Source organism: Rhodoblastus sphagnicola (assembly GCF_002937075.1).
Lineage (GTDB): Bacteria > Pseudomonadota > Alphaproteobacteria > Rhizobiales > Beijerinckiaceae > Rhodoblastus > Rhodoblastus sphagnicola.
In genome coordinates, this window is the sequence record NZ_NHSJ01000123.1 from 1 (window position 1) to 19,427 (window position 19,427).

Annotated in this window: 13 protein-coding genes; 2 read left to right on the forward strand and 11 right to left on the reverse strand. The window is 64.0% G+C overall.

What is annotated here, in order from left to right; translation table 11 throughout:
- Nucleotides 1-170 precede the first annotated feature (170 nt).
- The 8 genes from rpoC to CCR94_RS19845 form a co-directional block, all read right to left on the reverse strand.
- On the reverse strand, nucleotides 171-4,352 hold the full coding sequence (gene rpoC, locus CCR94_RS19810) for a DNA-directed RNA polymerase subunit beta' (protein WP_104509551.1): 4,182 nt from the start codon (nucleotides 4,350-4,352) through the stop codon (nucleotides 171-173).
- A 105-nt stretch (nucleotides 4,353-4,457) separates the two neighbouring features.
- On the reverse strand, nucleotides 4,458-8,591 hold the full coding sequence (gene rpoB, locus CCR94_RS19815; RefSeq protein WP_104509552.1) for a DNA-directed RNA polymerase subunit beta: 4,134 nt from the start codon (nucleotides 8,589-8,591) through the stop codon (nucleotides 4,458-4,460).
- Nucleotides 8,592-8,827: 236 nt separating this feature from the next.
- Nucleotides 8,828-9,202, reverse strand: a complete 375-nt coding sequence (gene rplL, locus CCR94_RS19820) for a 50S ribosomal protein L7/L12 (RefSeq protein ID WP_104509553.1) — start codon at nucleotides 9,200-9,202, stop codon at nucleotides 8,828-8,830.
- Between the two features lie 57 nt (nucleotides 9,203-9,259).
- On the reverse strand, nucleotides 9,260-9,787 hold the full coding sequence (gene rplJ, locus CCR94_RS19825) for a 50S ribosomal protein L10 (protein ID WP_104509554.1): 528 nt from the start codon (nucleotides 9,785-9,787) through the stop codon (nucleotides 9,260-9,262).
- Between the two features lie 639 nt (nucleotides 9,788-10,426).
- Entirely contained in the window at nucleotides 10,427-11,125 is a 699-nt protein-coding gene (gene rplA / locus CCR94_RS19830) for a 50S ribosomal protein L1 (RefSeq protein WP_104509555.1), read from the reverse strand.
- A 3-nt stretch (nucleotides 11,126-11,128) separates the two neighbouring features.
- Entirely contained in the window at nucleotides 11,129-11,557 is a 429-nt protein-coding gene (rplK, locus tag CCR94_RS19835; RefSeq protein WP_104509556.1) for a 50S ribosomal protein L11, read from the reverse strand.
- A 237-nt stretch (nucleotides 11,558-11,794) separates the two neighbouring features.
- Nucleotides 11,795-12,229, reverse strand: coding sequence for a cupin domain-containing protein (locus tag CCR94_RS19840; protein WP_104509557.1), 435 nt, complete (start codon nucleotides 12,227-12,229; stop codon nucleotides 11,795-11,797).
- A gap of 49 nt (nucleotides 12,230-12,278) precedes the next feature.
- The gene (locus tag CCR94_RS19845) at nucleotides 12,279-12,554 is read right to left on the reverse strand and encodes a hypothetical protein (protein WP_146090114.1); all 276 of its coding nucleotides are present in this window, start codon (nucleotides 12,552-12,554) and stop codon (nucleotides 12,279-12,281) included.
- Nucleotides 12,555-12,944: 390 nt separating this feature from the next.
- Here CCR94_RS19845 and CCR94_RS19850 point away from each other — a divergent pair, with 390 nt between their 5' ends.
- Complete coding sequence (locus CCR94_RS19850; RefSeq protein WP_158254845.1) at nucleotides 12,945-13,415, forward strand: Crp/Fnr family transcriptional regulator; 471 nt, start codon at nucleotides 12,945-12,947, stop codon at nucleotides 13,413-13,415.
- 47 nt (nucleotides 13,416-13,462) lie between these two features.
- Here CCR94_RS19850 and CCR94_RS19855 read toward each other — a convergent pair whose 3' ends face one another.
- Nucleotides 13,463-15,535: an elongation factor G gene (locus tag CCR94_RS19855; protein WP_104509560.1), complete on the reverse strand. Its 2,073-nt coding sequence runs from the start codon at nucleotides 15,533-15,535 to the stop codon at nucleotides 13,463-13,465.
- A gap of 221 nt (nucleotides 15,536-15,756) precedes the next feature.
- Here CCR94_RS19855 and CCR94_RS19860 point away from each other — a divergent pair, with 221 nt between their 5' ends.
- A complete protein-coding gene (locus CCR94_RS19860) occupies nucleotides 15,757-16,548 on the forward strand; it encodes a sulfite exporter TauE/SafE family protein (protein ID WP_104509561.1) in 792 nt (263 codons plus the stop codon).
- 11 nt (nucleotides 16,549-16,559) lie between these two features.
- Here CCR94_RS19860 and CCR94_RS19865 read toward each other — a convergent pair whose 3' ends face one another.
- Nucleotides 16,560-18,626, reverse strand: a complete 2,067-nt coding sequence (locus CCR94_RS19865; RefSeq protein WP_104509562.1) for an FUSC family protein — start codon at nucleotides 18,624-18,626, stop codon at nucleotides 16,560-16,562.
- Nucleotides 18,626-19,063 (reverse strand): type II 3-dehydroquinate dehydratase, encoded by a 438-nt coding sequence (aroQ, locus tag CCR94_RS19870; RefSeq protein WP_104509563.1) that lies wholly within the window; start codon nucleotides 19,061-19,063, stop codon nucleotides 18,626-18,628. Before aroQ ends, CCR94_RS19865 begins: the two co-directional genes overlap by 1 nt.
- Between the last annotated feature and the right edge of the window lie 364 nt (nucleotides 19,064-19,427).

A 19,427-nucleotide genomic window follows, 5' to 3' on the forward strand; every position in this document is an offset into this window, starting at 1 on the left:
TTTTGCGCCGGTTGGATAATCCTGGCGCGCCGCGAACAGACAAACCGCCACCCTCACTCGGGCTGCTTCTCTCGGTCAATCGCCGCGAGAGTTACCGGTAGCGCGGGCGCGCCAGGATTATCCAACCGGCGCAAAACAAAGGCCGCTTTCGCGGCCTTTGCATTGTCTGCTTACTCCGCCGCTGGAAGCGCCGGCGGTTGGACAGCGCCGGCGGAATCTTCCGCCTTCTGCGCCAGGATCAGGTCGTCGCGGGTGTTGGCGATGTTGCGCAGTTTCGACATGGCCGCGCCCGTGCCCGCCGGGATCAGCCGGCCGACAATGACGTTCTCCTTCAGGCCTTCCAGCGTGTCGATCTTGCCGTTGACGGCGGCTTCGGTGAGCACGCGGGTGGTTTCCTGGAACGAGGCAGCCGAGATGAACGACCGGGTCTGCAACGAAGCCTTGGTGATGCCGAGCAGCACCGGGGTGCCGGTGGCGGGCTTGCCGCCTTCGTTGACGACCTTTTCGTTGGCCTCGTCCATTTCGAGCTTGTCGACCTGTTCGTTGGCCAGGAAGTCGGTGTCGCCGGGATCGACGATATCGACCTTTTGCAGCATCTGGCGAACGATCACCTCGATGTGCTTGTCGTTGATGCTCACGCCCTGCAGACGGTAGACTTCCTGGATTTCATTGACGAGGTAAGCCGCAAGCTCCTCCACGCCCTTGATCGCCAGAATGTCGTGCGGCGCCGGATTGCCATCGACGATGTAATCGCCCTTTTCGACAATGTCGCCATCCTGCAGATGGATGTGCTTGCCCTTCGGGATCAGATACTCGACGTTTTCAGCGCCTTCCTCATTCGGAATGATCGAGAGACGCTGCTTGTTCTTGTAGTCCTTGCCGAACTGCACGGTTCCCGAAATTTCCGCGATGATGGCGTGATCCTTGGGGCGACGCGCTTCGAACAGTTCCGCGACGCGCGGCAGACCGCCGGTGATGTCGCGGGTTTTCGCGCTGTCGAGGGCGATACGGGCGATGATGTCGCCGGCCTTGACCTCGGCGCCGGGGTCGAAGCTGAGGATCGAGTCGACCGGCAGCAGGTAACGGGCGTCGCCGCCGCGCGCCAGCTTCAGGATCTTGCCGTCCTTGCCCTTGATGGTGAGGGCCGGCTTGAGGCTGGACGAACGCACGTTCATGCGCCAGTCCATGACCATGCGCTTGGCGATGCCGGTGGCCTCGTCGACCGATTCCGACATGGACATGCCTTCGACCAGATCCTCATAGCCGATGACGCCTTCGACTTCGGTGAGGATCGGACGGGTATAGGCGTCCCATTCGGCGATGCGCTGGCCGCGCTTGATCTTGTCGCCCTCGTCCACCTTCAGGCGCGAGCCGTATTGCACGCGGTGCGTGGCCTTTTCCACGCCATCGGCGCCAACCACGACCACGGCGACGTTGCGCGCCATCACCATCACGTCGCCCTCGGAATTGCGGGCGACATGGCGGTTGCGGATCTTCACCTCGCCGTCGAAGCTCGACTCGATGAACGAGCTGTCGGCGATCTGCGCCGCGCCTCCGATGTGGAAGGTGCGCATGGTGAGCTGCGTGCCCGGCTCACCAATGGACTGCGCCGCGATGACGCCCACCGCCTCGCCCATGTTGACGGGCGTGCCGCGCGCCAGATCGCGACCGTAGCACCGCGCGCAGACGCCGTTGGTGGCTTCGCAGGTCAGCACCGAGCGGATCATCACTTCCTGGATGCCGGCGGCGTTGATCGGGTCGATGTGCCATTCCTGGATCATCTCGCCGGTCTTGACGATGATCTGCCCGTCCTGATCGACCAGATCTTCCGCCGTGGTGCGGCCGAGGATGCGGATCGACAAAGGCGCCACCACCTGGCCGGCGTCGATGATCGCCCGCATGCGGATGCCGCGGGTCGAGCCGCAATCCACCGTGGTTATGATCGAATCCTGCGCCACGTCCACGAGACGACGGGTGAGATAACCGGAGTTCGCGGTCTTCAACGCCGTATCGGCGAGGCCCTTTCGGGCGCCGTGGGTGGAGTTGAAGTATTCGAGAACGGTCAGGCCTTCTTTAAAGTTCGAGATGATCGGGCTTTCGATGATCTCGCCCGACGGTTTCGCCATCAGGCCGCGCATGGCGGCGAGCTGGCGCATCTGCTCGCGCGAGCCGCGCGCGCCGGAATGCGCCATCATGTAGATGGAGTTGATCGGCGCGTCGCGACCGTTCGCATCCTTCTTCACGGCGGAAATGCCGTTCATCATCTCGTCGGCGAGCAGCGCGGAGCACTTGCCCCAGGCGTCCACCACCTTGTTGTATTTCTCGCCCTGGGTGATCAGGCCGTCGAGATATTGCTGCTCATATTCCTTGGCGAGATTGCGCGTCTCCTCGACGATGCGCTTCTTCGACTCGGGCACGACCATGTCGTCCTTGCCGAAGGAAATGCCGGCCTTGCAGGCCTCGCGGAAGCCGAGCGACATGATCTTGTCGCAGAAGATCACCGTCTCCTTCTGCCCGCAATTGCGGTAGACGGTGTCGATCATCGCCGAGATTTCCTTCTTCGTCATCAGCTTGTTGGCGACGTCGAAGGGGATCTTGAAGTGCTTGGGCAGCAACTGGCCCAGGATCAGGCGGCCGGGCGTGGTGTCGAAGATTTTCGACACGCGCTCGCCGTTTTCGTCATAGGTCCAGCCGCGTCCCTTGACCTTGGAGTGCAGCGTGACGCTCTTGGCGAACACGGCGTGCTCGATCTCGCCCATTTCGGCGAAGCACATGCCCTGGCCCGGTTCGCCGTCACGCATCAGCGTGAGGTAATACAGGCCGAGCACGATGTCTTGCGACGGCACGATGATCGGCTGGCCGTTGGCGGGGTGCAGGATGTTGTTGGTGGACATCATCAGCACGCGGGCTTCGAGCTGCGCTTCCAGCGACAGCGGCACGTGGACCGCCATCTGGTCGCCGTCGAAGTCGGCGTTGAACGCCGAGCACACCAGCGGATGCAACTGGATCGCCTTGCCTTCGATCAGCGTCGGCTCGAACGCCTGGATGCCGAGACGGTGCAGCGTGGGCGCGCGGTTGAGCATGATCGGATGTTCGCGGATCACCTCGTCGAGGATGTCCCAAACCTCCGGCTTTTCCTTCTCAACCAGCTTTTTCGCCTGCTTGACCGTGGCCGACAGGCCCTTGGCGTCGAGACGCGAGTAGATGAACGGCTTGAACAGCTCCAGCGCCATTTTCTTGGGCAGGCCGCACTGGTGCAGCTTCAATTCGGGACCGACCACGATGACGGAGCGGCCCGAGTAATCGACGCGCTTGCCGAGCAGATTCTGGCGGAAGCGGCCCTGCTTGCCCTTGAGCATGTCGGCCAGCGACTTCAGCGGCCGCTTGTTGGCGCCGGTGATGACGCGGCCGCGACGGCCGTTGTCGAACAAAGCGTCCACCGACTCCTGCAACATGCGCTTTTCGTTGCGGATGATGATGTCGGGCGCGCGCAGTTCGATCAGCCGCTTCAGGCGGTTGTTGCGGTTGATGACGCGGCGGTAGAGGTCGTTGAGATCCGAGGTGGCGAAGCGGCCGCCGTCGAGCGGCACCAGCGGACGCAGGTCCGGGGGAATCACCGGCACTTCGGTCAGGATCATCCATTCCGGCTTGTTGCCGGAATTGATGAAGGCCTCGATGATTTTCAGGCGCTTGGCGAGCTTCTTCGGCTTCAGCTCGGTGGTAGCCTCGGAAATCTCGACCTTGAGCTGGGCCGCGATGCCTTCAAGATCCATGTTGCGCAGGATCTCGCGGATCGCTTCCGCGCCGATCATGGCGGTGAAGGAGTCCTGGCCGAACTCGTCCTGGGCGATGAGATATTCGTCTTCGCTCAGCAACTGCCGGTTTTTCAACGAGGTCAGGCCATTGTCGATGACAATGTAGGACTCGAAATACAGGATGCGCTCAAGATCCTTGAGCGTCATGTCGAGCAGCAGGCCGATGCGCGACGGCAGCGACTTCAGGAACCAGATATGGGCGACCGGAGCGGCCAGCGAGATATGGCCCATGCGATCGCGCCGGACGCGCGACAGCGTGACTTCCACGCCGCATTTTTCGCAGATGACGCCCTTGTACTTCATGCGCTTGTACTTGCCGCACAAGCACTCGTAATCCTTGATCGGGCCGAAGATGCGGGCGCAGAACAGGCCGTCGCGCTCCGGCTTGAAGGTGCGGTAGTTGATCGTCTCCGGCTTCTTGATCTCGCCGAACGACCAGGAGAGGATCTTTTCCGGGCTGGCGATGGAAATCTGGATCTGGTCGAAAGCCTGCGGCTGGACGACCGGATTGAAGAGATTCATGACCTCTTGGTTCATGCTTGGCTCCTGCGATCCCGACCGGGATGTTCGCTCGAAAATCTGTGATACGCGGACGGCGCCCGCGCGTGCAGCGGGGCAGGGGAGGCGCGAGGCCTCCCCAAATTACTCGGCGGCTTCGGCCGGCGGCAGTTCGCCTTCCGACTCTGGCGGGGTGGACTGGTTCAACTCGACATTGAGGCCGAGCGAGCGCATTTCCTTGACCAGCACGTTGAAGCTCTCGGGGATGCCCGACTCGAACGTGTCGTCGCCGCGCACGATGCTCTCATAGACCTTGGTGCGGCCGGCGACGTCGTCCGACTTCACCGTGAGCATTTCCTGCAACGTATAGGCGGCGCCATAGGCTTCGAGCGCCCAGACCTCCATTTCGCCGAAGCGCTGGCCGCCGAACTGCGCCTTGCCGCCCAACGGTTGCTGGGTGACCAGCGAGTAGGGGCCGATGGAGCGCGCGTGGATCTTGTCGTCCACGAGATGGTGCAGCTTGAGCATGTAGATCACGCCCACGGTCACTTTTCTGTCGAAAGCCTCGCCGGTGCGGCCGTCATAGAGCACGGTCTGGCCGGAAGCGTCCAGGCCGGCCTGTTCCAGCATGACCACGATATCGGGCTCGCGGGCGCCGTCGAACACCGGCGTTGCAATCGGAACGCCGCGCGTCAGATTCTGCGCGACTTCCAGCAATTCGGTCTCTTCGAGGCGGTCGATATCCTCGATCTTGGCGCCTTCGCCATAGAGAGCCTTGAGCTTGTTGCGCAAGGGGGCGGCTTCCATCGTGCGCTGGTAGGCGTTGATGGCCTCGGCCACCTGCTTGCCGAGGTTGCGGCAGGCCCAGCCGAGATGCGTCTCCAGAATCTGGCCGACGTTCATGCGCGAGGGCACGCCGAGCGGATTGAGCACGATATCGACGGGGGTGCCGTCGGCGAGGAAGGGCATGTCCTCCTGCGCGAGAATGCGCGAGACCACGCCCTTGTTGCCGTGGCGGCCCGCCATCTTGTCGCCGGGCTGGATCTTGCGCTTCACCGCGACGAAGACCTTGACCATTTTCATCACGCCGGGCGACAGCTCGTCGCCGCGTTGCAGCTTCTCGACCTTGTCGAGGAAGCGGCTTTCCAGCCCCTTCTTCGCCTCGTCGTACTGCTTGCGCATGGCCTCGATCTCGCCCATCACGGCATCGTCGTCGATGGCGAACACCCACCATTGCGAACGCGGATATTCGTCGAGCAGTTCGCGGGTGAGGGTCTGGTCCTTCTTGAACCCCTTGGGGCCGGACAGGGCCAGCTTGCCCGTGAGCATTTCGTGCAGACGGGCGTAGACGTTGCGGTCGAGAATCGCCTGCTCGTCGTCGCGGTCCTTGGCGAGACGCTCGATCTCCTCGCGCTCGATCGCCTGGGCGCGCTCATCCTTGTCGACGCCGTGACGGTTGAACACGCGCACTTCCACGATGGTGCCGGTCACGCCCGGAGGGACGCGGAGCGAAGTGTCGCGGACATCGGACGCCTTTTCGCCGAAGATGGCGCGCAAAAGCTTTTCTTCCGGCGTCATCGGGCTTTCGCCCTTGGGCGTGATCTTGCCGACGAGAATGTCGCCGGCGGCCACTTCGGCGCCGATATAGACAATGCCGGCTTCGTCGAGATTCTTCAGCGCCTCTTCCGAAACGTTGGGAATGTCGCGGGTGATTTCCTCCGGACCCAGCTTGGTGTCGCGGGCCATCACTTCGAATTCATCGATATGGATCGACGTGAAGATGTCTTCCTTGACGATCTTCTCGTTGAGCAGGATCGAATCTTCGAAATTGTAGCCGTTCCAGGGCATGAAGGCGACGACCACATTGCGGCCGAGCGCGAGATCGCCCATGTCGGTGGAGGGACCGTCGGCGATGATGTCGCCCTTGCGGATGACATCGCCCACGCGCACCAGCGGACGCTGGTTGATGCAGGTCGACTGGTTGGAGCGCTGGAACTTCATCAGGCGGTAGATGTCGACGCCCGGCTTGCCGGCGTCGAGTTCTTCCGTGGCGCGAATGACGACGCGGGTGGCGTCGATCTGGTCCACGACGCCGGAGCGCCGCGCCGCGATGGCCGCGCCGGAATCGCGGGCGACCACGCCTTCCATGCCGGTGCCGACCAGCGGCGCGTCGGCGCGCACCAGCGGCACGGCCTGACGCTGCATGTTCGAGCCCATCAGCGCGCGGTTGGCGTCATCGTTCTCAAGGAACGGAATCAACGCCGCCGCGACCGACACCAATTGCTTGGGCGACACGTCCATGAAATCGACGGTGTCGCGGGTGTGCATCACCACTTCGCCGGCCTGACGGCAGACCACAAGATCCTCAACGAGATTGCCCTGTTCGTCGAGCTGGGCGTTGGCTTGGGCGACCGAATATTTGCCCTCTTCCATCGCCGAGAGATAGACGACCTCGTCGGTGACGTTGCCTTCCTTGACGCGGCGATAGGGCGCCTCGATGAAGCCGTACTTGTTGACGCGGGCGAAAGTGGCCAGCGAGTTGATCAGGCCGATGTTCGGGCCTTCCGGCGTCTCGATCGGGCAGATGCGGCCATAGTGGGTCGGATGCACGTCGCGGACTTCGAAGCCGGCGCGCTCGCGGGTCAGACCGCCCGGGCCAAGCGCCGACAGGCGGCGCTTGTGGGTGATTTCCGACAGCGGATTGGTCTGATCCATGAACTGCGACAGCTGCGAGGAGCCGAAGAATTCACGCACGGCGGCGGCGGCCGGCTTGGCGTTGATCAGATCCTGCGGCATGACCGTGTCGATATCGACCGAGGACATGCGCTCCTTGATGGCGCGCTCCATGCGCAGCAGGCCGAGGCGATATTGGTTTTCCATCAGTTCGCCGACCGAGCGGACGCGGCGGTTGCCGAGATGGTCGATGTCGTCGATTTCGCCGCGGCCGTCGCGCAGGTCCACCAGGGCCTTGACCACCGCGAGAATGTCGGCGCGACGCAGCACGCGCACGCTGTCCTCGCAGTCCAGATCCATGCGCATGTTCATCTTGACGCGGCCGACCGCCGAGAGGTCGTAGCGCTCGGAATCGAAGAACAGCGAATGGAACATCGCTTCCGCCGAATCGATGGTCGGCGGCTCGCCCGGACGCATCACGCGGTAAATGTCGAACAGGGCCTCTTCGCGCGAAGAATTCTTGTCCACCGCCAGCGTGTTGCGGATGTACGGGCCGATGTTGATGTGGTCGATGTCAAGGATCGGCAGTTCCTCGAAGCCGACGTCCAGCAGGGCCTCCAGCGACTTGGCGGTGATCTCGTCGCCGGCTTCGGCGAAGATTTCGCCGGTCTGCGGGTTGAACAGATCCTCGGCGATGTAATGGCCGTGCAGATCCTCGTCCACCGCGCGGATGAACTTGACCTTCTCGGCCAGTTGCCGGGCGGCGCGCGCGGAAAGCTTCTTGCCCTTCTCGACCACCACGTCGCCGGTGTCGGCGTCGTAAATGTCCTCGACCGCTTTCATGCCCTTGAGGCGTTCGGCGTCGAACGGCAGGCGCCAGCCGTCCTTCTCGCGCTTGTAGGCCACCTTGCGGTAGAACGCGTTCAGAATTTCCTCGCCGTCGAAGCCGAGGGCGAACAGCAGCGACGTCGCCGGAATCTTCCTGCGGCGGTCGATGCGGGCGTAAACAATGTCCTTGGCGTCGAATTCGATGTCGAGCCAGGAGCCGCGATAGGGGATGATGCGGGCGGCGAACAGCAATTTGCCGGACGAATGGCTCTTGCCCTTGTCATGGTCGAAGAACACGCCGGGCGAACGGTGCATCTGCGACACGATGACGCGCTCGGTGCCGTTGACGATGAAGGTGCCGTTCATGGTCATGAACGGCATGTCGCCCATATAAACGTCCTGCTCCTTGATGTCCTTGACCGACTTGGCGCCGGTGTCGGGATCGACATCGAACACGATCAGGCGAAGGGTCACCTTGAGCGGCGCGGCGAAGGTCATGCCGCGCTGGCGGCATTCGTCCACGTCATATTTGGGCGCTTCAAACTCATATTTCACGAATTCCAGCAAGGCGGCGCCGGAAAAATCCGAAATCGGGAACACCGATTTGAACACGGCCTGCAATCCCTCGTCGGTGCGGCCGCCTTTCGGCTCCTCCACCATGAGGAATTGATCGTAGGAAGCCTTCTGCACTTCGATCAGATTGGGCATGACCGCGACTTCGCGGATATGACCGAAGAATTTGCGGATACGCTTCCGGCCGGTGAACGTTTGCGCCATGTCGCTCCTCGCACCTCATTTCAGGCGGGCCCGAATTGGCCTGCGCCTCTCCCCCGGCCTGAACCGGGGCCACGCGGCAACCCGGTCGAAACCCTGGGCCGCGTAAAATCCTGGAAGTTTTCGGTCTTTCGAGGTCTTCCCCCTCGAACCCGGCGTTTCAGCCCTCCGGGACAGCTAGACGGCCCCGGGGGAAAACCCCGAGACCGTCATATGCAACAACGGGAAAGAACCCGAAATTACTTGAGCTCGACCTTGGCGCCGACCTTTTCGAGGGCGTCCTTGATCTTCTTGGCGTCGTCCTTGGACACGCCTTCCTTGACGGCCTTGGGCGCGCCTTCGACCAGATCCTTGGCTTCCTTGAGGCCCAGGCCGGTGATGGCGCGGACTTCCTTGATGACTTCGATCTTCTTGTCGCCGGCGGCGGCCAGAATGACGGTGAATTCGGTCTGCTCTTCGACCGGAGCGGCGGCGGCGGCGCCCGGAGCGGCGGCGACGGCGACGGCGGCGGCGGCGGACACGCCCCACTTCTCTTCGAGCAACTTCGCCAGCTCAGCCGCTTCGAGAACGGTCAGGGCCGAGAGGTCGTCGACGATCTTTTCGAGGTTAGCCATTTTTCAGTTCCACTTTTTAGGTTTGGTTCGATGGTTCAAGCTTTAAAGCCAGCCAGATCAGGCCGCGGCCTCTTGTTCGTCCTTGGCGGCGTAAGCCCCGAACACGCGCGCGAGTTTCGCGGCGGGAGCGGTCGACAGTTGCGCGATCTTGGTGGCCGGAGCGACCAGAAGGCCGACCAGCTTGCCACGCAGTTCGTCGAGAGACGGCAGGGTCGCAAGCGACTTCACGCCATCCACGCTCAGGGCTGTTGTCCCCATGGCGCCGCCGAGGATGACGAACTTGTCGTTGTCCTTGGCGAAAGCCGCGGCGACCTTGGGAGCCGCCACCGGATCGGCCGAATAGGCGATCAGGGTCGGACCCTTGAGAAGGGCGCCGATGGAGGCGACGTCCGTGCCGTCGAGGGCGATCTTGGCGAGGCGGTTCTTGGCGACCTGTACGCTCGCGCCAGCGTCACGAGCCTGCTTGCGCAGCCTCTGCAACTGGGCGACGGTCAGGCCGGAATATTTCGCCACCACGACCACGCCCGTCTTCGCAAAGACGTCATGGAGCGTGGCGACGGCTTGTTTTTTTTCCGCTCTGTCCACAGTGCTCTCACTTCAAATGACGCAATCATTGCTGATCACGCCGGTTGCCGACATGCCGCGAAAAGCCTGGGCTTGAACTTCGCGGCGCCGATGCGCCTGTCCCCACTTGGAACGCGCTTGCGGCGCATCCCGTGGATCAGAGGGTTCGAACCAAACTCGTGTCCGGCGGTTGAAACCGCCGGGAAATCCGGTCTTTCCCCGTCTATGCTGGCCGTGGACGAAACCCGTCGCACCGATTAAGCTTCCCCGCAAAGGGAAGCGCCGGCAGTCTCGGACAGGACAGGACCGAAGCGCTTTAACCAAGGCTAAAGTTTTCCGGCCCATCCACCGCCGCAAGCGCCTTGCGGCGCCCCCAGCGGAAGCTTGCATTTTCCCGTCAGAACCCAAAGCAAACGGACAAAAACTTAGGCGCCAATCCAGACCCTTCGGTCCGGGGCGCTTCAGTAGTCTTGTTCGCGGCTATCATCCGACCAAAGCGGAATGGCCCTTTGCGACCTGTGCGGGAAAACGGGGATGGGTGACACCCCCGAAACTCGTCTTTTAAACATGTTCGTTCCGCCTGCCAAGAGGGGCGGAACGATTTTTTGCAAATTGTCAAGCGGCTCAATGCAAATTCGCGTCAAGCGCTTTCTGCACTATTTAGTGCTGCGCCACCGAAATGGAAGAGGGGTCAACCTTCACGCCCGGGCCCATGGTCGAGGAAATCGCCACGCGCTGGAGGTAAGTGCCCTTGGCGCCGGCCGGCTTGGCCTTGACCACGGCGTCGACGAAGGCGGCGATGTTTTCCGCCAGCTTGTCCTCGCCGAACGAGGACTTGCCCACAGAACCCTGCACAATGCCGGCCTTTTCGACGCGGAATTCCACGGCGCCGCCCTTGGAGGCCGCGACGGCCGCCACGACATCCATGGTCACCGTGCCGACCTTCGGGTTCGGCATCAGGCCGCGCGGACCCAAAACCTTGCCGAGACGGCCGACCAGCGGCATCATGTCGGGAGTGGCGATGCAGCGGTCGAAATCGATCGTGCCGCCCTGGACGGCTGCGACGAGGTCTTCCGCGCCAACCACGTCGGCGCCGGCGGCCTTGGCTTCGTCAGCCTTGGCGCCGCGCGCGAACACGGCGACGCGCAACACGCGGCCGGTGCCGTTGGGCAGGTTGACCACGCCGCGCACCATCTGGTCGGCGTGCTTGGGATCGACGCCGAGATTGAGCGCGATTTCGACGGTTTCGTCGAACTTGGCCGAGGCGCGCTCGCGCACCAGCTTGATGGCCTCGGCGACGGGATAGAGCTTGGTGCGCTCAACGCCCTCGCGGGCTTTTGTAATCCGCTTACCGCTCATGGCTTACCCCACAACTTCCAGGCCGATGGACTTGGCGGATCCCTCGATCATCGCCATGGCGGCTTCGATCGAATGGGAATTCAAATCCGCCGCCTTCTTTTCCGCGATCTCGCGGATCTGGTCGCGGGTCACCTTGCCCACGAAGCCGCGTCCCGTGGTCTTGGAGCCGGATTTGATATTCGCCGCCTTCTTGAGGAAGAAGGTGACCGGCGGTTGCTTCATCTCGAAGGTGAAGCTGCGGTCGCCGTAAGCGGTGATGACGACGGGGATCGGGGTCCCCTTTTCCATCTGCGCGGTCTTGGCGTTGAACGCCTTGCAGAATTCCATGATGTTCAGGCCGCGCTGACCGAGCGCGGGTCCGATCGGCGGCGACGGATTGGCCGCGCCGGCCGGAACCTGAAGCTTCACGTAGCCCGTGATCTTCTTTGCCATGATGGCTGCTCCCAAGGGATGTTTCGTCAAGCCGCCGGCTGGCGTCCAGACGAAAATGCGCGGCGACGGGATGGTCCCGGTCCGCGCGGGTTGCAGGTTGCGGTGCGGTTCTCGACCCGGTTGGCGACCGGAGAACCTCCCGCATTGGTGCGCCTCCACAAGGGAGGTTAGGCGTCTCTATAGGGGAAATCGGCGCTTGACAAGAAAAAAGCGCAGAATTCGGGGAATTGAAAGAATTCAGAGCGGAATCGCGATGGGTTGGCCCTTTTCGAGAATATAAGTCGAGATGATTCGGGTCGGCTTGTCGCCGTTCCTGAGAAGATGGGGACGCCGGGCCGCGATCAAGACTCCGTCGCCGGCCCGCATCGGCAGCGGTTGCGCGCCGTCCAACTCCAGGATCGCCGCGCCCTCGACGATATAGCCGGATTCGATGCCCGGATGAATGTGGCGGGGCACGAGGGCATTGGGTTCGACCAGAGCCTCCGCGAGTACGGTTTCGGTGTCTGGACTTGGGCCTTCGCCGCGGCGAAGGATGGCGCGCCGGATGCCCGAGGGCGCGCCGGGCGCTTCCGCGCGCGCCGGGAGAATCAAGCCCGAGGTCGCGGAAAAGCCCGCCGCGAAGCTGGCGGATGCGCACAGCGCGCATTGCGTCAGTCCGCGACGGGTCAGCATGGTTGTTCTTTCCCCATGGTCACGCCTCAAGGTCAAGATGCGCGGGCGATCAGTGCCTGTCGCGCGATTTCAAGACGCTGAGCGAGGGGGGCTCGAAACATTCGCCGCCCGCGAGTTGCGCCCATTCGGTCAAGGCCGACGCCAACAATTCCGTGGCTTCGCTGCCAGTGAACCGTCGCGCCTTGACGAGCATGCGCATTTGCAGGGCGAGATAATGCGCGTTGACCACGGTTTCCAGCAGCGAAGCGCCTTCTTCGGCATTGTCTGGACTATCCAATGCCTCCAATCCCTTGGTTTGGTCGTTCCAGTCCTCGCCGACCTTCATGCGTAACTCCCCAAAAAAGTGCCAGATGCCCCAGACCATGCTATGGCGGATTGGTCTGATTAAATGTTAAGTTTCCACCAATTAGAGAAACGGTGGAGAATTTCGGCGGCATGCCGTTGGGCAACTTGATGTGTGGACTCCATGAACGCAAAGTCGATTGACGTCCCTGCTATAATAAAAATGTGCAGGGTCTTTGGGCGCCTGACGGAACAGGAGCGTCGGGAACTCTGCGGAAAAGCGCGTGTCGAGCATTATCATGAGCGCACGTTGTTGACAGATCGCGAGGATCGCCCCGAGTATTTACGCTATGTTGTCTCGGGCAGCATCGATTATGCCCTCTCCACTGCCGAGGGCGGTTTCTCGTTCTTGCCAATTCTTCCTGGAAAATGGATGAGCTGGATCGGCGTTTTCGGCACGGCGCCGATGATGTGCGACCTGTGGAGTTCGGCCAACGCCACTTTCGTGGCGATTCCCGCCCGCGACCTTCAGCGCCTGGTCGGCGCCAATCCGGCGGCCTTGCTCGAGGTCATCGATATGGTCGGCGAATGGACGCGCCTTCTCACCGGCTGGGCGCTGTCCTTCGCCGCCTATGGGCCGGAAAAGCGCCTGGTCTATCTCTTGCTGCTGGCCTCGTCCGACGCGGTGGCGCTGGCGAAGGAAGGCTTCGCGGCGCCCGTCACCCAGACCCATATTTCGCAATTCGGCTTCGGTTCGCGTCAACGCGTCAGTCGGCTGCTGCGCAGTCTCGCCGACAAGGGGTTGATTGAAATGACCTATGGCGGGGTGAAGATTCCTTCGCGCGCCCGCCTTGAAGCCTATCTGTCGGAAGAAAAGCCGCCCGGCAAGGCGCAGCGCGGCTGAAAGCGGAGGGCGGCGGTCGCGCCCCCCCTCCGTCCAATCGCCGACGCTCAGTGCGCCGGGGTTTTGGCCGCCGCGCGGTTCGCGACAATGGCGTCCGCCGACTTGCCGGCGATTTCGGCCCAATGGTCGAATTTCTGCGTGAACGACCCGACGCCGGCCGTGGCGGAGCGCAGTTCGACGATGAGACCCTCCATTTCCGCTTCGGGAATCAGGGCGTTCAGGACGTCCCAGCCCTCCCAGTCCGGTCGGGCGTCATAGCCGAGAATCTGTCCGCGCCGGCCGGAGACGATCGCGGTGATCTTCGACAGAGAGTCGCTCGGCGTGGTGATTTCCACGGACTGGATCGGCTCCAGCAGCACGGGGCCGGCCTTGGCCAGCGCTTCGGCCACGCCGAGGCGCGCCGCCGTGCGGAAGGCCATGTCCGAGGAATCCACCGTATGGTAGGAGCCGTCCGTCAGTGTCACCTTGACGTCCACCACCGGGAACCCGAGCGGCCCGCGCTCCAGCGCGTCCACGCAGCCCTCCTCGATCGCGCCAAAATAGTTCCGGGGCACCGCGCCGCCATGCACGGTCTCGTTGAAGGCGAAGCCCTCGCCGCGGGTCAGGGGGGCGACATCGAGTGCGACGTCGCCGAACTGGCCATGGCCGCCGGACTGTTTCTTGTGGCGTCCCCGCACATTGACGGTTTGGCGAATGGTCTCCTTGTAGCCGACCGCCGGCTTGTGGGTTTCCACCAGCACGCCGAACCGCGCCGCGAGACGCTCCAGCGCCACGCGCACATGCATCTCGCCCTGGCCGAGCAGGCGCATCTCGGCGGCCTCCTGGTCCTGCGCGAACACCAGCGACGGATCCTCCTCGCACAGCTTGGCGATGGCGGTGGCGAGGCGCGCCTCGTCCTTGCGGTCCTTCACCGTCACGGCCAGCCCATAGGCCGGCGCCGGCGGCGCGATCGCAGCCACGACCGGCGCGGGAACGCCGCCCTTGGCGTCGCCGAGACTGTCGCCGGTGGCGACATGGTCGAGGCGGCCGAAGGCGACGCAATCGCCTTCCTCGACCCTGGCCTGCTTGCTGCTCGCCACGCCCATCAGGCGCGAAAGCCCGGAGATGCGGTCCTCGCCGCGCGCGCTCTTCACCGTCGCGCCATCGACGAAGGCGCCGCGCAGCACGCGCGCGAAGCTGAGCTTGCCGCCATGCGCGGTATGGATGGTCTTGATGACATGGGCGAGCGGCGCGCCTTCATCGGCGATCCCCAGCCGCGCGCGCGTCCGGGCGATCGCCGGCGCTTCGTGGCGCAGCGCCTTCAACAGGCGGGTGACGCCGTGGCCTTCCGAGGCCGAGCCGATCAAAACCGGGGCGACCCGGCCGTCGCGCAGGTCGCGCCTCAGATCGTCGAAAATCTGGTCGCGCGGCGGCTCGATATCGGAGAGCAGTTCCTCCATCAGGCCGTCGTCATAGTCCGCCAGCTTCTCCAGCATGGTGTAGCGGGCTTCCTTCTCGGTCGGCAATTCGCCGGCGGGCACGTCCACCACCACCGACGGCGCGTGTTCGCGATAGACAAAGGCGCGTTCGAGCGCGAGATCGATGAAGCCGGTGACGATGCCGTTCTGCCAGATCGGAATCTGCCGCAACAGCAGCGGCGTGCGCGAGGCCGGCTGCAACAGCGCGAGGGCGTCGCGGATTCGCACATTGGCGGCGTCGATCTTGTTGATGAACAGGACGCGCGGCAGGCCGAGATCCTCGAGTTCGCGCAGGATCACGCGCAGCGCCGGCAGTTTGCGCTCGTCCGCCTCGCACACCACCACGGCGGCGTCGCACAGCGGCAGCACGTTGCGGGCCTCGTAGGCGAATTCGACGGAGCCGGGCAGATCAACGAAGGTGAAACGGTCGCCGAGATAATCGACGGAAGCGATGTTGACCTCGACGCTGGCGGCGTGGGCGCGGGCCTCGGGACTGGAATCGCCGACGGAGGAGCCGTCGCGCACGGATCCCTGGCGCGCCAGCGCGCCGCCGCGGGTCAGAATGGATTCGAGCAGGCTGGTCTTGCCGCTCTGGAACGGGCCAACCAACGCAATCAAGCGCGGGCCCGCTACGCGTCTGTCGCCGGGCAGAACTTCGCTCATCTCAAGCCTCCTTGGGCTTTATAAAGGCCCGGATGACCACGGGACTTGTCGCAAATATTTCACTTCCGTCGCTTCTTGCCAATGATCAAGATCATGGCCTCCGCGTAACTTGCTGACGAAACGTAAAAATCGGCGCGCACTGGTTGCGTGCTGCGGTTGGAAAATATTTGACTATTTCACTAGAATATATATTTTCACTCTCTCGTTAGGAGAGACGACCCATGGCGTGGACCGGTTTGGTGGAGTGGCCCTTTGTTTTCTCGGGCCTTTTGGTCGGCGGTATGGTCGGCCTGACCGGCGTCGGCGGCGGCTCGCTGATGACTCCGCTGCTCGTCCTGCTGTTCGGCATCCATCCGGCGACGGCGGTCGGCACGGATCTGTTCTACGCCGGCCTCACCAAGATCGCGGGCTCGACCGTCCACGGCGCCAACAAGTCGATCGAGTGGAAAGTGGTGCTGCGCCTCGCCTCCGGCAGCGTCCCGGCGGCCCTGCTCACGCTGCTCGGCCTGTCGCGTCTCGGCTTAGAGTCGGGCCAGGCCGGCTCCGCGATCACCTTCGCCCTCGGCATCGCGCTGCTGCTCACCTCGATCTCGCTGGTGTTCCGTCCCTGGCTGGTGGCGCGCATGGCGCCCCGGTTCGACGCGATGTCCGAACGCGCCATCGCCGCGCTCACGGTGGCGCTCGGGGCCTTGCTCGGCGTGCTCGTCACCATTTCCTCGGTGGGCGCCGGCGCCATCGGCGTGACGGTGCTGCTCATGCTCTATCCGCGGATGCCGACCCTGCGCATCATCGCCTCCGACATCGTCCACGCCGCGCCGCTGACGCTGATCGCCGGCTCAGGCCACTGGGCGATGGGCTCGGTGGACTGGTCCATGCTGGTCTGGCTGCTTGCCGGCTCCATACCGGGCGTGGCGCTGGCCAGCGCTTTCGCCTCGCGCGCCCCGGACAAGCTTTTGCGCGGCTTGCTCGCGGGCGTCCTCGCGCTGGTTGGCGCCAAACTGGCTTTTCAGTAACGCGCGCGCTTTCAAGCCGCGCCCAATTGCGTGGCGCGCCGCCGCAATCTTTCGGCCTCGACCGCCGCCTCGGCGCAGCGCAACCGCAGGGCGGCGAAGGCGTCGCTCTCGTCGGGCGCGGACGCGCAGCTCGGCGGCGGCTGCGCGCAATCCGGGCGTAATTGCGCCAGCACGGCGGCGCGGGTGTCGTCCAGAAGCGCGGCGCAGGCGCGCGCGTCGAGTTCGGCGATGCGGTTGCGGATCAGCAGCCGGATGGTGACGATCTGCGCGGCGGTGAAATAGGCTTGCGCGATCAGCTTGCTGTAGCTCGGCCAGAAATTTTCCGCCCCGGGATTTTTGCGCGCCAGCCTGGACGATTCGCCAAGGGCGGAAAGACTCTCGATCAGGGCTTTCCGCGCCAGGCGGTAATCCTGCACCGCCACGTCCCAGCGCAGCGCCTTGTCCGCGTAGGTCGCGAGCCGGCGCAAAAAGGCGCTCGCCAGCGCGCCCGCGCTGTAGCGCTCGTAATTGGGCAGCAGGAAATTGAACAGGAAGGCGACGCCGGCGCCGATGACGGTGTCGATCAGGCGCGACGCCACCGGCGCGGTCTCGCCGGGATCGAGCAGGTGCAGGCCGAGCAGCGCCATCACCGAGGCCGCGACCGAGGTGAGGCGATAATCGACGCGGCCGAAGGAATGGGCGATTCCCACCGCCGAGAGTTGCGCGAACAGCAGCAGCGGTTTCGAACCGAACCACAGCAGCGCGCCGGCGATGGCGCAGCCCACCACCGAGCCGAACAGCCGCTGGTCGCGGCGCTGCGTGGTGGCGCTGTAGCTCGCGCGCATGATCACGGCGATGGTGAGCAGAATCCAGTTGCCGTTACGCAGCATGGGCGAAATCGTGATCAGCGCATAGCCGCAGGCCAGCGCCGCCGACAGCCGCAGCGCGTGGCGGAACACCGGCGAGTCCCAGCGCAGTTCGGCGATCACCGGCGCCAGCGACACCCGCAGCGGCGGCGCGAATTTGCGCAGATCGAGGCCGGCCACCGCCTTTTCCGCTTCGGCAAAGCTGGAGACCACCGAGGGGATGCGGGCGAGATGGTTGAGCACGAAGGCGAGGCGGGCGCGGGTCATGCGCGCGGCGCGCAGCAGGCGGGGATCGCCGGGGTCGAGCCGGGCGATCGCCTCGGCCAGCTTGTCCAGCGCGGCGGCGTGATCGGGAAAGCTCGGCTCGCGCCCGGCGATCAGCAGGTCGAGCGAAAGCGCGTCCAGATCCTCGGCGACGCCGCGCAAAAAACCTTCCACGCGGGCGGCGATGTCCGATTGCGCCGCCGCCAGCCGCAGCGGCGCGTGGTCGGCCATGGTCGAGATCATGCCGTCGAAAGCTTCGAGCAGGACCGCGAGCGCCGCGATCAGCCGCGCGCCGGATTCGGGATTTGCGGCTTGGACGCTGAGGCTGCGCGCGGTCTGGAGATGGTCGGAAAAGCTGGCCTGCTGCTCCACCACCTTCAAACAGGCCGCGCCTTCGTCGGCGCCCGGCCGGTAAAAGTCGGCCATGCGGCGCAGGAACGTGGCGAATTCCCGGATCAGCTCCGCCAGCATCACCCGCCGGCCGGAGGCGTCGAGCAGCCGGGTCAGGCCGAGCGCGATGGGGATGTAGAGCGCGCCGCCCAGCGCGATCATGCCGCAGAACGCCAGCTTGTCGCCGGGCGCGCCCAGCGTGAACACCATGGCGAGCAGGGTCAGGATCGACAGCGGAATGGCCCAGCGGCCCCAGGCGATTTGCAGGCCGGCGACAAAACCGATGACGATCACGGCCGAAGCCTCCAGCGCCACGCTGCCGTCGGCCAGCGCCGTGAGCAGCGCGCTCGCGACGGCGCTGCACCAGCACACCGGCAGGATGCGGATTTTTGCCGAAAGCGGGGAGGGCGTGTCGCCGACCGAGACGCAGAGCGCGCCGGAAGCGGCGGCCAGGGCGGCGTCGAAACCCGCCAGCAGGCCGAAGGCGAGTCCGACCAGCAGCACGCCGAGCGCGACCGCATAGCCGTTGAGGATATGCTGGCCGAGCAGATATTTGAACAGGGACGGCGGGATGCGCATCAGGCCAGCAGGCTCGCGAGCCGGCGCAGCGCCAGCAGGTAGCCCTGCGTGCCGCAACCGGCGATCACGCCGTCGGCGCGGCGCGAGACATAGGAGTGATGGCGGAACTCCTCGCGCTTGTGGATGTTGGAAATGTGAACCTCGATCACCGGGCCTTCGTAGGCGCAGAGCGCGTCGAGCAGGGCCACGGACGTATGGCTGTAGCCGGCGGGGTTGATGACGACGCCTCCCGCCTTGCCGCGCGCCTCATGGATCCAGTCGATCAGCTCATATTCGCGATTGGTCTGGCGGAAGTCGAGTTCGAGGCCGAGATCCCGCGCCAAATCCGAGCAGGCGCGCTTCACATCGTCGAGCGTTTCCGCTCCGTAGATATGGGGCTCGCGCTGGCCGAGCAGGTTCAGGTTCGGGCCGTTCAGCAGGAAAACGAGGCGGCTCATGGGGGAGGGTTCCGGAGCAAGATGCGGGCAAGGACAAGGCCAAACGAAGCCAAGCCCTTGCGAAGGCGAAGAAAAAACATCGATTGCGGTCATTGCCGAATTGCAATCGCACCGCAAGCGTGACAGAGCTTATTGCACTGATTATCAACGGCAGGATAGGCGCGCCCGGGAGCATGGAGCAAGAGCGTCGATTCTGCTGGCCCAAGCCGCGTTAAAACCCAAGTCGCGTTAAAATCCAAAACGCGTTAAAATCAAAAGCGCGGCAAAATCAAGGTGCGAGTGTTCGGAGCGAGTCAGATTCGCGTCGTAAGGTTGACGATGCAATCCTGTCAGTCGCCCTTGCACGTCACGGCGAATTTGTGCA

Excerpts from the sequence above, each read along its gene's own strand:
- CCR94_RS19845 (WP_146090114.1), bottom strand. The coding sequence starts at position 12,554 with ATGAAGGTCGGCGAGGACTGGAACGACCAAACCAAGGGATTGGAGGCA.
- CCR94_RS19850 (WP_158254845.1), top strand. The coding sequence starts at position 12,945 with ATGAGCTGGATCGGCGTTTTCGGCACGGCGCCGATGATGTGCGACCTG.
- CCR94_RS19860 (WP_104509561.1), top strand. The coding sequence starts at position 15,757 with ATGGCGTGGACCGGTTTGGTGGAGTGGCCCTTTGTTTTCTCGGGCCTT.
- CCR94_RS19840 (WP_104509557.1), bottom strand. The coding sequence starts at position 12,229 with ATGCTGACCCGTCGCGGACTGACGCAATGCGCGCTGTGCGCATCCGCC.
- rpoC (WP_104509551.1), bottom strand. The coding sequence starts at position 4,352 with ATGAACCAAGAGGTCATGAATCTCTTCAATCCGGTCGTCCAGCCGCAG.
- rplL (WP_104509553.1), bottom strand. The coding sequence starts at position 9,202 with ATGGCTAACCTCGAAAAGATCGTCGACGACCTCTCGGCCCTGACCGTT.
- rpoB (WP_104509552.1), bottom strand. The coding sequence starts at position 8,591 with ATGGCGCAAACGTTCACCGGCCGGAAGCGTATCCGCAAATTCTTCGGT.
- rplK (WP_104509556.1), bottom strand. The coding sequence starts at position 11,557 with ATGGCAAAGAAGATCACGGGCTACGTGAAGCTTCAGGTTCCGGCCGGC.
- aroQ (WP_104509563.1), bottom strand. The coding sequence starts at position 19,063 with ATGAGCCGCCTCGTTTTCCTGCTGAACGGCCCGAACCTGAACCTGCTC.
- rplA (WP_104509555.1), bottom strand. The coding sequence starts at position 11,125 with ATGAGCGGTAAGCGGATTACAAAAGCCCGCGAGGGCGTTGAGCGCACC.
- CCR94_RS19855 (WP_104509560.1), bottom strand. The coding sequence starts at position 15,535 with ATGAGCGAAGTTCTGCCCGGCGACAGACGCGTAGCGGGCCCGCGCTTG.
- CCR94_RS19865 (WP_104509562.1), bottom strand. The coding sequence starts at position 18,626 with ATGCGCATCCCGCCGTCCCTGTTCAAATATCTGCTCGGCCAGCATATC.